The 12,537-nt window shown below is 47.7% G+C and carries 7 protein-coding genes and 1 pseudogene; 1 reads left to right on the top strand and 7 read right to left on the bottom strand.

The features are described 5' to 3' along the window. Nucleotides 1–133: 133 nt before the first annotated feature. Nucleotides 134–532: a VanZ family protein gene (locus Q1Q15_RS16545; RefSeq protein WP_300462354.1), complete on the bottom strand. Its 399-nt coding sequence runs from the start codon at nucleotides 530–532 to the stop codon at nucleotides 134–136. A gap of 208 nt (nucleotides 533–740) precedes the next feature. Between Q1Q15_RS16545 and Q1Q15_RS16540 the strand changes: the two are divergent. After that, nucleotides 741–803, top strand: a pseudogene (locus Q1Q15_RS16540) (addiction module antidote protein, HigA family); the annotation flags it as partial. Here Q1Q15_RS16540 and Q1Q15_RS16535 read toward each other — a convergent pair. From Q1Q15_RS16535 to cmoA, 6 genes are all read right to left on the bottom strand, one after another. Next, on the bottom strand, nucleotides 778–6,753 hold the full coding sequence (locus Q1Q15_RS16535) for a DEAD/DEAH box helicase (RefSeq protein ID WP_300462353.1): 5,976 nt from the start codon (nucleotides 6,751–6,753) through the stop codon (nucleotides 778–780). The pseudogene Q1Q15_RS16540 and the gene Q1Q15_RS16535 sit on opposite strands and share 26 nt — an antisense overlap. Nucleotides 6,754–6,766: 13 nt before the next feature. After that, the gene (locus Q1Q15_RS16530; protein ID WP_300462351.1) at nucleotides 6,767–8,023 is read right to left on the bottom strand and encodes a BREX system ATP-binding domain-containing protein; all 1,257 of its coding nucleotides are present in this window, start codon (nucleotides 8,021–8,023) and stop codon (nucleotides 6,767–6,769) included. A 278-nt stretch (nucleotides 8,024–8,301) separates the two neighbouring features. Then, nucleotides 8,302–9,594 carry a BREX system ATP-binding domain-containing protein gene (locus Q1Q15_RS16525; RefSeq protein ID WP_300462349.1) on the bottom strand — a complete coding sequence of 431 codons (1,293 nt, stop codon included), beginning with the start codon at nucleotides 9,592–9,594 and terminating at the stop codon, nucleotides 8,302–8,304. Between the two features lie 5 nt (nucleotides 9,595–9,599). Continuing rightward, nucleotides 9,600–10,442, bottom strand: coding sequence for a hypothetical protein (locus Q1Q15_RS16520; RefSeq protein ID WP_300462347.1), 843 nt, complete (start codon nucleotides 10,440–10,442; stop codon nucleotides 9,600–9,602). Between the two features lie 222 nt (nucleotides 10,443–10,664). After that, nucleotides 10,665–11,636: a tRNA 5-methoxyuridine(34)/uridine 5-oxyacetic acid(34) synthase CmoB gene (cmoB, locus tag Q1Q15_RS16515; protein ID WP_300462345.1), complete on the bottom strand. Its 972-nt coding sequence runs from the start codon at nucleotides 11,634–11,636 to the stop codon at nucleotides 10,665–10,667. A gap of 25 nt (nucleotides 11,637–11,661) precedes the next feature. Continuing rightward, nucleotides 11,662–12,390 carry a carboxy-S-adenosyl-L-methionine synthase CmoA gene (cmoA, locus tag Q1Q15_RS16510; RefSeq protein WP_300462343.1) on the bottom strand — a complete coding sequence of 243 codons (729 nt, stop codon included), beginning with the start codon at nucleotides 12,388–12,390 and terminating at the stop codon, nucleotides 11,662–11,664. Nucleotides 12,391–12,537 lie beyond the last annotated feature (147 nt).

Raw genomic sequence — 12,537 nt, 5'->3', positions numbered from 1 at the left:
TCATTATGGCGATAACTAAACCGGGTCAGGCTTGTGAAATTGGAGGCTGAATCTTTTATCAGGCGCCATGCTTTTGGCCATAACCCGTAAAATTTTGCTTGGGGTCCATTAAAGCTGGACACCAAAGGTTGCTTTAAATATTTTTCAACGCTTTTCTTTTTTTTAAATACCCAAAAAAAATCGTTCCTGCCACTGCACCAAAAATATTGAGATAAACATCCAAAAGCCCGCCATAACGGCCTCTGACAAACGATTGATGGACCTCATCAAGACAGCCGTAGCAAATGGTAATCACAAGGCTGTAGACGACCATTTGCCGTGTAAGCGTTCCTGAACCACAAAAAAATCTCAACCATAAGACTGCCAAAGTCCCATATAAGGGGATATGCAGCAAATTTTGAATACCAGGGTCAAGGGTTGTTAAAAAAGCAATATTATCTGGGCCACCGTCCATGGGAATGGAAGATTCAACAAAGATGAGAATCATTAACACCAGGGGAGACCATTTTTGGATGGAATTTTTAACTTTCATACCACCCTATTATCATAAAATAACTGTGAGAACCAATACCTTGTTTGAAATTCATTTACAGATATAGACGTCCCAGCCCCAGTGGGGGTGAGATCAACGCTATTTGATCAGGTGACAGACCAATGAAAAATCATTAAACTGATTTATATGAAAATGCGACAGCAGAGCCCCCGAAGGGCTTGATGTCTCTCGCAAAACTCTTTCAGCATTGCTAAATGGCCGTTTCGGAATATCTCCGGAAATGGCTATAAAATTATCGAAGGCATTTGGCGGAAGTGCTGAAAGTTGGTTGATCCAGCAGGCACAATATGATCTCTGGCAGGCAAACCATAGGTGAAAACAGCATTTCGTTTTTGGCAATGATGCAACAATTGCTTAAAACAGCTATTTTTCTCCAGCATGGCTTCCGAGTCCGGGATAACAGAAAAAAATGCCGGGCTTCCCATGATAACTAATTTGGTTCTTGCCCGGGTCATGGCAACATTCAGGCGGTTGGGGCTGTTTAAAAAGTCACTGAGCAAATGATCCGGATCAGAAGAGGTGATGCCGAAAATAATCACCTCCCGTTCTGCGCCCTGGACCCGTTCAACCGTATCCACGCAGGGAAGCGGCTGATCTCCCGACAGTTTTCCCAGCCTTTTGATAATGGCATTGTTCTGGGCCCTGTGGGGTGAGATCAACGCTATTTTATCCGGTGACATCCCATAAAACGTTATTAACCTGTGGGCCAGGGCGGCCATCAAATCAGCTTCCATATCCGATTTTTGAGAACATCCCTGGTGATCCGTCAATACCAGTACAACCGGCTTTGACGGATCAAGAATCTTGTCATATACCCGAAGTAATCCGGGGTTCTCAGCGACCTGTTCCAGGGGCCTGTTCAGGACAAGCCTGGCATGGGCAGTGACAGGGGCCGGGTGCAGCAGGCGATTATACCAGGTTCTGCCGGGGAATGCGCAAATTTCTCTGTTCATGCGATAGGTAATATCAAGGGTCTCCTGGTGTGACTCAGGATATATGTCCTGGAAATTGGCCAGAATGGATCGGTTCAAAAACGGACCAACCGGTTGTCTGGGATATTCTCCATAATTGCCCCGTACAATGGGCGGCAGTTGATGGACATCTCCCAGGAACAAAAAATTCCCCCGGCCGTAAATCAGGCTCAGCAGGGCCTGGGGTACAAGCACCTGGGAGGCCTCATCAAAAATAATCCAGTCAAAGGCCTGGGGAAATCCTTTGTCTTTGCTGTTAAAAAGAGAGTAAAATCCATACCCTGTGGCTCCCAGGATCAACCAGGGTCGATCCCGGACATCGGTTGCATCATCTGAGACCGTTACCGTCATAGGGTTGCGGTTTTTTTCATCTTCCTTTCCATGGTCATCTGTTTTTACAGACGCTGGTGTCTGCCCCCATTTGATGCAATGGCCTGGAAAATTGCCCGGGAAAAACTGGTTCACAAGCCTGGTCACCTTTTTTAATACCGTATCAATGGCTTGATGGGTCAAGGCACTTACACCAATGCGAAGGGGCCTTTTGGCTTCATACGCCTGGAGGATCAAAGCGATTAAAATCCAGCCCAACAGGTGGGTCTTCCCTGTTCCGGGGGGACCTTGTATCATGCTTGTCCGGTATTGGAACGGCAAGGCCAAAGCGCGTTGCTGGGAAACATTCAGCCCGGTATTATGGCGAACCAGCCATTTTTCCAGCCAGGATAGAGACTCACAAGCCTGCCGCTCAAGGGATTGCCCTGCCAGCAACTGCTGCAAAAAATGGGGAGGGTCTCCTGCAAAAACGGTGGTGGCAGCATGGGTCAGCTTTGCCTGGTTCCAATCGCTGGTATCCTCTTCCAGGGAGTATAAAAGATGTTTACTCAACTGCATTTTACCGGATCTGGAAAGAATGGCGATATCCCCTGCCCCCATATCATATTCAACCAGGATAACCGGAAAACCAGTTTGAATATCTGACATACCATGGGGTGCCAGCCTGAGAAAGTCTCCTTTTCGAAATTTTGATGAACCGGTTTTTCGGGAAATTTTAAGAAGATAAAGGAATCGCCCTTCATGATCCAGACGGGTATGATCCACCCTTAAGTACCCCATGGCCCTAAATCTCAGCATCCTTTCTTCAAGCGGCAGCTCCTGGAGGGTTAAGATATCCTCTTCCTGTAATCGGTGTTCCTCTTTGATGAAGTTCAGACAGGACAAAGCCCTGACGTGCGTATCAGGGTTTATTGCTTGCAGGCAGGGGTCCCATTCCTGCACCCATTGACTCGTCAGATAAGGACTGGCCTTTGCATATAACTCCACCATGATGGAGAGACTGGCAAAGACCCATGATTTAAGGTTGGATAAATTTAACCTGTCTGCCCCATGATGGTGGAACAGGGTTTGGGGGGGATCAATGTCCAGGGTACACCCAAACACATGGCCCAGGGTAAACAAAGACACCATGCCGGGAGCAGGCATATGAAAATGCGTCATAAACATGCGTCGCAGATCGGTCCAGGGGCTGGGCTGGGCCTGCCAAAAAAACCCTGGAAACATTCCTTCTTCCGCCTCCCCCCATTGCAGAAGATCCTGCCGGGACCGGGAACCGAAATGAAACAGGTGGGGGCCTTTTCCATTGCATATGCTTTGTTCCCATGCCGTTGAGATCCGGGCCGAAAATGCCTGCCATGCATCTTTTCGCTCTTGATCGGTTTCCATTATCCAGACATGGGATTCAAGCGGTTTACCGGTTGACGCCGTCACCTGCCATCCCAGGGCCCAGGGCTGTCCAGTCAAAGGGTTATTTTTCACATGGATAAAAAAGGCCCGGGACATATTACGGGGGAAAAGCCGGGTCTTTTTTTTTATCAGAAAAATCTGATTTTTAAAAAAAGCGGCACATTGTCCTGAAATCCGGCGTTTCTGTTCTAAACTAAAGCCGGTTTCCACATCTTGGGGATCTTCCCTGTTGTCCGAAGATATCGTTTCAAATGCGGCATGAATTTGGGCCATGGTGACACATCCCATTTGCCGCAATTTCAACAATTCTCCAGGCGTTAATCCGGGCAAAAATTGGATATCTTCGGATTCAAGGGCAGTGTGATAACAGGATGAAAACCAGTCACAAGAGACACAATGGGACTGGAGCCTGTGATCTGCAGCAGCTGCCGGGCGGGACAAAAAAGAGTGAAAATTTTTAAGCAACATGGGAAATGCTGCCAGGTATGCCGTAAGATCAAACCCATCCTTTTGTATGCTTTTCCCGGAGGAATGGATGATAATAAATCCGGTTTTTGCCACCCTGGCTGATATACCATGGGATGTGATTATTTTTTTCAGAAGCCATGCAGAAAAGGCCACCTGCCATTTATGGTGATACCTGGGAGAAGGGCTGCTTTTGATATCACCGACTTCAATGATGACTCGTTTTTCTCCCTTTGCCTGTTTGACGGATAAGATCAGAAGATCGGGAACGCCAATCCCCTTCATGGTCACTCTGTCCGATTTCAACTTGTCCGAATCCAGCCTGGCCGGATACAAGTCGTTCGTCTTGAGCAGACAGTGTGAAAGAAAAACAGGAGCGGTTCGATCCTTGTCAAGGGAGGGGGGCTTTTCGATCAAAGCGTTCACCTGTTCCAGAAAGGCGTTAAACCGCAAATCATGGGAGCCTGTGGTTTCCATGGGAATAAGGGTTGCGCCCTGTTCTTTTAATCGTTTAAAGATCTGTTGTTCATGGCGGATTCCCCGTTCCCGGGAAAGGGGTCTGAACCTGTCATGGCTTGGCAGATCCCCACTTGAGATATCCTCGTTTAAAATATCGTTGTTTGGGGTAGTTGGGTTTGAAACCGGGGGTTCCAGGCCCAGGAATGTTAAACAAAACCGCCTTTGGCACTGGGCATGGAAAAAATAATCACTGACCATGGTGGCAGTAAGGGTGACCACCCGGTTCGAATTCAAACAGGGGCCCAGGTATTCATCTGTATGAAGAAAATGTTGCAGCGTTTCAGGGCCACCCATCCTGTTTTGTTCCCTCTCCAACAAAGACTCCCCGGCCATGATATCAATGGCACAGGGATATTTCGTCTCCTGAACAGCCGTCTCGAGGACAAGATTGGCCCTTTCACCCGCAACAATGGTGGATGACGTATCCAGATAATGGGCAAAGGTGCGGGCCACCCGATGGTCAAATAAAAAATCCGTCAATTCCTGTATGAGAAGATTCCTTGGCAGGGTTTTGCAGAACAGGTTTAACGGAACCAGGGATCTGAGTACTTTAACATGTCTTTTCACCCAGTCTTGAAACCCCTCTCTATCGACGGGAAGGGGTAACGCCTGAAAATTTATCCAGTGTGAGCATTCCACCCCCATCTCATCCGATGCCACCGCCATTTCTTCGTCAAACAAATTTTCCCGGATACTCCACTCCAGCATCAGGTTGCCCATGGACCCCATGAAGGTACGATAGTAAAACAAGGCCCGTTTACCGGGTACCACCTCAATGCCGTTTTCCAGAACCACCCGTTTTTCACCCTGTTTCATGGCGTCCTGGAACAGCTTTCGGGTCCGGGAAAAGAGGCAGGTGGTATCTTCGATTTCACCGGTCTTAAGGATATGCCCCATGGCCTCTGCCACTTCAAAAGAAACAGGAGGGCCCAGACCGATCCAGGCCAGTTGTTTTTCGTCCCGGCCAGCACAAGGCCTTGCCAGCACTTTTTTTTGTTCTCCTGTATCAATTTTTAGAATCCGCAGCAGCCTTCCGGCAAGAAAGACTTTGTCTCCCACCGTCATCTGGGCGACAATGGATTGAGGGATATCTGCAATGGCTTTGTCTGATACCTCCAGGATATACGCTTCTTCTGCTTCGGGAAAATTTCCCCAGATTTTATATTCAAACAAATGGTTGCGGTATTGCCATCCCCCACCAAACAGGCCGCGCAGTTTAGAGGGTGTCAGCCAGTGTTTGTTTTCCAGGGAGTCAAAAACAGCGGGCAGAAGGTCATGCCGGTCCGGGAAAAGCGATTGCACAGATGCCAGGGAGATCCTTTTTTTTTCATACAGACAGGAGATCACCTGCTGACTCAATACACTGGGCAAGGTTCTGGTGGCAGGAGATTCCATGATTCCCCTGCCGGCCAGATCAAGAAGGGCTAAAAATCTAATCACCTGATCCCCGGACCGCTCCCCGCAGCAAAGCCCCCAGAAATTAATCTCCTGTTCCCGACGATTGGCCCGGCCAATGCGCTGGAGAAAAGCAGCCACAGTTCCCGGAGGTTGATATAACAGGACGGCATCCACATCCCCCACATCAATGCCCAGTTCCAGTGTGGAGGTGGCAATGCACAGGGAATGGGATCTTTTACGAAACCGTTTCTCAGCTCTTTTTCGTTCCAGGGGCTTGAGATTGGAGTAATGCAGTTCTGAAACCCCTTGAAATCTTCCGTTCCTGTTGACAATGCCGAACACCCTGTCGCAGGCCACCCGGCTGTTGACAAAAATCAGTATTTTCCGGTACTGCCAGGTATCATACAGATCGTTGAGCAAGGCTGGAATCTCGGATTCCTCTTGTTTCATGTGCAGCAGGCGTGCCCTTATCTTTCGCTTAACACTTGTGATGACCGGCTGTGCGTTCTCCTGGAATCCAAAAAAATCAATAACTGATGCCACCCGGGCAATGGTGGCGGACATGGCTATTTTCTGGAGAGGCTGACCTTTTTTCCGTTCAAGGCGGTTGAAAAGATAGACCAGATGTCGACCCCGATAGTGGTGAATCAAGGAATGAACCTCATCAATGATCACAATTTTAACCCGGAATAAAAACGCCTTAAGGTCCGCATTGGCACTGCCAAGCATCACATCCAGGGATTCCGGGGTGGTGAACATGATATCCGGGCGCTTTCCGCCGGAACGCTTAGTATCGCCGGTTCGAACGGCAAGATTGAGCCCCAGGCGTTCTGTGATAATAGCGTCAAATCGCCGTTTCAAGTCCATGGCAAGGGCCCGGGTGGGGATGATATACAAAACCGCCGTCTCCCGGCCCGAACGGATCACCCGCTCCAGGCAGGGCGCCAGCACGGCCTCGCTTTTACCGGAACCCGTGGCCGCCTGCAGGATCACATCATGGCCCTGGAGGATGGGCGCAACAGCCGATCGCTGGGCGTTGTGCAAACCGGCAAACCCACCGTAAAAGGCACGAAAGGTATTGGGCAGTTGTAACAGCAGTGAGTCTGACATTAAAAGGACGTCATCAAGCCGGTGCCAGAACCTGGTGTTGCTGCTCAATATCCAGCAAATTCACGAGAAATTTGATTTTCAGACGGGCTTCAATGCCGGATAACCCGGATAGTTTCCGGTTCATCCGGGGTTGTATCGACTCAACAGGGGGCTTCCACTGGTAAGCACTGGCATGGATCTGAATCAGTTTATGGGTCATCACTTCCCATTCCGTTGGTGAAAGATCCTGCAGGGTGTGGATATGGATATTTTTCCAGTCCTTGCTATAGTTTTTCCTAAAATAGGGGATCGATATGGGAGCCGTTCCGTTCACCGCTTTTATCCTGACCCGGTCATAGTCCTCATCGGCAAGATGGGTAAAAAAATCATGGGTAAAGGCAAAAACCGGATAAAATCCCCGGGGGCTTGTTTCAGGATAAAAAATTTCATTGAGTGCCGCATAACTTTTGCTACGGCAGGTGATACGGGTTTGTAAAATGGATTCTCCTTCATCAAACAATACCAGCCATCCTTTGAACCCGATATTTTGGAACAGGTTTGCCAACCCCCGGACCATTGCAATGTACTGGCCTTGTTCATGGCAGGCCAAAGGTTTTTCTTTGTAAAAAGGAACCTGGCGATAATAAAAAATCGACCGCAGCCGCCATGCCGGGATATTTTTCCCCATGAGGGCATTTTTCAAGATCCAGGAAAATTCTCTGGGTTTGAATCTGGCATGTTTTTTCAGGGTTCTTTTTTGGGCGGGAATGGTCATATTTTTCTGGGCCATGGCCGTTAAAATCGCCTTGAACCGATGGGGGATCTCCTCAGGAATAAGATCTGTGCAGGTTTTCGGGTGATTTTCCGGCAACGCCAGCCACTGGGCCACACGGGTTTTCCAGACACGAACAAAGGACGTCTCTGCCTGGGGAAATTCCATGGCCGCCATCAATGCCCGGTAAACGCTCTTAAAATCATGAAACGGCACTTGTCTTGGATCAAGATTCACATAACTGACCACAAAATTCCGGGCCAGGGCCCGCTGCTTAATAAAATTCAGGCTGTGGGATTTGCCCTGCCCATAGGCACCACAAATACACAGATGGGATGGGGTCTCCCGGTCAAGGGCCTCAACACCTCTGTCAAAAGCAGTGTTCAGCTTTGTCTCACCCGTTGTGAGCAATTGCACACCCAAAGGGTCAAAAAGTCCTTCCCGCAATCGCTCCACTGCCCTGCGAAGTCTAAAATTGTCCAGGGAATCCAAGAAAACCTGAAAATCCAAATCATCCATTCTTAAGTGTCCTGTCTTATGCGTCCTGATCTTGTCTGTTCCGTCGGGCTTGGTCCTAACTTCGCCCACTTGTCATATTGATGGTTCGACGGGGTCAGGCTTGTGTTATTGTGCTTTTGACAACAGACTGTAATAACAAAGAAATTCAGCAAAAGCGTCAATAACGCAAGCCTGACCCCTCCTGGGTATTGGTCGAAACGATGATCAAGCCCGTTCCGTCTTATCATGCCCGGCCGTATGATGACCGGCACTAAGTATCCGACTTCTGAGGACTCTGGTTAATCATCCCAGGAGGGCGCCAGTTTTTCAATTTTTTCAGCCTCCATTTCCCGCTGGGTTTCCACCATCTGCCGTCCCATATCCATCTGTTCAGGGGAATGTCCCTGTTCAGCCATATCAAGGATATGGATTAATTGTTTAATAAACAGACGGACCTCGCTGATCACCCCCATTCTCTGCTGGCTGGCGCATATCTTTTCCATGAGCGCATCAGTGACGATTTCCGCTGTATCCCAGCGGTAGGAGAGGCCGTGAATGGTTCGCAAACACCTGCCAAGGGCAACCAGTTCATCTGTTTTAAGAGGGGTTTGATGGATATCCACCAGAACGCCCCGATAGTTGAGTTTTTTAGCGTCTCCAATGGAACGGATACGGCTCCACAACGCATCATAGGACTTAAATCCTTTTTCTGATATCAGCACATCGGGAATGATGGAAAAAAAGATGTGAAGATATTGAGAGGATTCGCTGTTATCAATGAGCAGGCGCACATTTTCATAGGCGGCATTACGAATGGAAGCACTCTGACCCACCACGGTTTCCATCTCATCCATGAGCAGGATTAACCCCTGATGGCCAATGTAACGTAAAAACAGGATCAAAGAGTTCATCAACTGTTTGCTGTTGGTTTTGTTTAGGAACTCATAGATTTGAAACGGTTTGAGTTCCCGTTTAGTCACCCTGCCCCCTTCAAACCAGTGCAGCAGCACTTCATGATCTGCCTCCTGTTTTTCTTTGTCTTCCAGGGCCTCCGGGGCAAACCGGTTATGGATAAGGGCACCCAAAGCATTGGCAAAATTAATATCCATGCCCTGCATATCCCTGAACGTCTCAGCCAGGGCAAGCCGGCCGGCAGTACCCTTTTGCCCTTGGACAGGTGTCAGGGCCAATTTTTCCAGCCATGCCGCCAGCAGATGCCGGATACCCGTTCCGGGGAAATCACCCTGAATCTGCCTTACAATGGTCTGGTAAACGGTTTCAAATTTATGAATGGGTACTTCCCGGGTGAGGACCACAAACGACACCGCAAACCCCTTTTTCATGGCCAAATGGCGGATCACAGACATAAAATGCGTTTTGCCGTCACCATAATCACCACTGATAAACCGAACCTTGGAGCCTCCCTGGCCAATGTAATGTTCCAGATCATCCTCAATAAAGGTGAGCCAGTTTTGTCGTCCCACCGTAAACAAAGGAACATAGTCAATGGGCACACTGCCCTTGCGAAGCTGTTCAATAATGGCCCGGGCCTGAAAGGGTTCTAATTGGGTGATGTCTTCTGGAAATATCATTGTGCTTATGCCTCTTGTTTATGGAAAGAAATAGTGGTGATCTGACGGAGCTCTCCCTGGCTGTCCAGGAGCCACAGGGATTTACCACGACTGGAGCTGAGTTTAAGCTCATACCCCGAGGATGTTCCACCGATACCCGCCTGGAAATACCGCCATATATCAACGGAAAACTGATCCAGACTGTATCCCTTGAATTTGCCTTTGTCCATATTCTGGAAAAACGCTTTGCTCTGCAAAGAAATGACATAGGCCAGATAAAAGTCTTGTATGGGAATAGAATGGGTAACGGTGGATGACTGGACGTCAATCAGTTCCTGGTAAACCCGATAAAGGGAATCAATAAAGTCCCGGGGATCATAGGGTCGATCATACAGCTGATGTTTCAGTTTTGAAACCATCGTTAAAATACGCCGGGGGTCAATGGATTTGAGCATTTTTTTATTGATGGTCGTGCACCGGCCACTAAAATCAATTTCACCGGTTATGCCTTTAAGAACCGTAAACTTGGGAAAATCAATATGGATGTCAAGGTCTGCTTCCCCACACAGCCGGGTCAAGTCTTCGATCAGTTCAATCCTGTACTGTTCCACCTTTTCATTGGCATATCGGCCCAGGGAATCAAAAATCGGCGCACAGTCGCTAACCTCTTCATCTGCTTTGATCTCCCGGGCCAGTTTGCTTTTCAGCAATTCATCCAGTCGGAGGAAGTCGTCCCTGCCAGCACACCGGATGCACAAATTGATAAAATCCGCTTTTTTCTGTTTTACATTAAGTGCTCGCTGATAGGGCTGAACGACCTGTTTTAAATCCGTTTGAATGGTTTCAAGGAAAATGGTATTTTCTGTCATGGGGTACCCTTTTTATTTTCCGGTGTTATATGGTTTTATATGAAAGTCGTGCGTTATGAGTTTTGAGTAGTGAGAAGTTATGCCTCCCTCAATACTCATACCTCACCTCTCATAACTTTCATGTTTTGTTGTGCCTGCCAAGGCATGGCTGTTATGAATGACAAACTATAGAATAGTTTGCAGAAATTTAATTTTTTGTCAATCCTTGGATTTTTTTAAGGGTTATGTTGCCGTGGCCATAAAAATCGCCCGAACCGGTGCAGGATAGCCTTCTACGGTTTTATCCGGATCATGGGGATCCAGAAAATCTTTCAGGCTTTCCGTCTGGATCCACGGGGTTTTCCGTTGCTCTTCCAGGGATGTCCGGGTGACATCCACACATCGGATGTCGGTGAAACCGGCCCGCAAAAGCCAGGATTCCATGACCAGAAGATCGGGGATAAAAAATACATTTCGCATTTTTGCATACCGGTCTCTCGGGAACAGACACATGTTTTGTTTTGTATCCATAATGAGATTTTCCAGCACCAGTTCTCCACCGGGTCTCATGGAATCACAAATATCCTTGAGCATTTGAACCGGTGATTTCCGATGATACAACACCCCCATGCAAAACACGGTATCAAAATAATTGTCCATTCGCGGGAGCTGGTCATGGGGAATGGGCAGGCAGAACACCCGGTCCTGCTTTAAAAATTTTTGCAGGGTAAGGTATTGAAAATAAAAAGTGCTTTGGGGTTCCAGGCCCAACACCATCAAAGGATTGTCTGCCGCCATTTTGAACATGTAATATCCGTTGCTGGAGCCGATATCCAGGATTTTACGTCCCTTAAGGCTGCCGATGTGAGATTTAAGTCTATCCCACTTCATCCAGGATTGCCACTCTGAATCGATCTCAATCCCAAACACACGAAACGGGCCTTTTCGCCAGGGACAAAATTGCTGAAGCCGGTCATGCAAAAAACGGTGTTCCTCCGGTGTCAGATCCCATGTCTCCCCAATGGTGATGGCCGGACTGTCAAGATCGATAGCAGATGGAACAAGGTCGGGGATGGTCTCCAGGATCTGTTGAAATTTTAAAAAATTTCCTTTGGCATGGTCCAGGAATGCTCTTTTTTCGGTTATAAGCGCCTTGAACGTGTTGTAATACCGGTCTATTCTCAGGTGATGCCGGTGAAGAAGAAGCGTTTCCATTTTACGGTCCTAAAGTTTGAAAGCGTTATTTTTTTATCGCAATCATTGAGGCAAAGTTAAACCATTTAAGCCAGATATCAATAGTGGTAAACCCTGCGCTTAATATCCTATTTTCATGAATTTCAAGGGTATCCGGGATGAGAACCTTTTCCAGGGCATCCCTTTTTTGGCTGATCTCAAGTTCGGAATATCCGTTTTCAAGTTTAAATCTCTTGTAAAACTGGGTTTGAAGATCATCCAGTTCTGTTGATGCATGAACAATTTTTTCCGTTAAAAGAAGAATACCGTTGGGATTCATGCCCTGATAAATTTTTTTAATAAGATCATCACGCTTGGCCGTGTCAAGGAATTGCAAGGTCAAGTTGATCAGCACCACTGAGGCATTTTTAATGTGAATATTTTCTAAATACCCGCAGACCAGATCAATGTTATGAGCCGTATCCTGTTTTTCCAGCCGAAGTTTATACTTTTCAATCATGGGTCTGGAACTGTCCACCGCCACCATGGAGAAGGGACGACCTTTTAATTGATCCAGGATCAATATCCCCAGATTTCCATGGGAGCAGCCCAGATCATAAATGCGACTGCCCGCCTGGTAATACTGGGCTGTCAGCTGTGATTGCCGGTCACAGCTTTCCCGGTAGAACGGCACGGATCGATGCAGCATATCATCAAAGACATCCGCCACTTGTTTGTTAAATTCAAAGGGGTTAACCCTGTTTTTTTTTTCTGCAAATACTCTGTCTTTTACCATCGTTGCTACCCGTAAAATAATTAGTGTTTGAACGAAAACTCACCCATCTGCTGCGTTGCTGCAAAACTCTGAAATCCTCATGTACATTAGTACACTCCGGTTTCAGAGTTTCTTACGCCTTGCATATGGGCAACTTTTCGTCCAAAC

Origin of the sequence: Desulfobacula sp. (genome assembly GCF_030145145.1) — a bacterium.
Classification (GTDB): Bacteria; Desulfobacterota; Desulfobacteria; order Desulfobacterales; family Desulfobacteraceae; genus Desulfobacula.
Note: the sequence above shows the minus strand (reverse complement) of the source record. Positions and strands in the feature narration are given on the sequence as shown.

Excerpts from the sequence above, each read along its gene's own strand:
- cmoB (WP_300462345.1), bottom strand. The coding sequence starts at position 11,636 with ATGGAAACGCTTCTTCTTCACCGGCATCACCTGAGAATAGACCGGTAT.
- Q1Q15_RS16525 (WP_300462349.1), bottom strand. The coding sequence starts at position 9,594 with ATGATATTTCCAGAAGACATCACCCAATTAGAACCCTTTCAGGCCCGG.
- Q1Q15_RS16520 (WP_300462347.1), bottom strand. The coding sequence starts at position 10,442 with ATGACAGAAAATACCATTTTCCTTGAAACCATTCAAACGGATTTAAAA.
- cmoA (WP_300462343.1), bottom strand. The coding sequence starts at position 12,390 with ATGGTAAAAGACAGAGTATTTGCAGAAAAAAAAAACAGGGTTAACCCC.
- Q1Q15_RS16535 (WP_300462353.1), bottom strand. The coding sequence starts at position 6,753 with ATGTCAGACTCACTGCTGTTACAACTGCCCAATACCTTTCGTGCCTTT.
- Q1Q15_RS16545 (WP_300462354.1), bottom strand. The coding sequence starts at position 532 with ATGAAAGTTAAAAATTCCATCCAAAAATGGTCTCCCCTGGTGTTAATG.
- Q1Q15_RS16530 (WP_300462351.1), bottom strand. The coding sequence starts at position 8,023 with ATGGATGATTTGGATTTTCAGGTTTTCTTGGATTCCCTGGACAATTTT.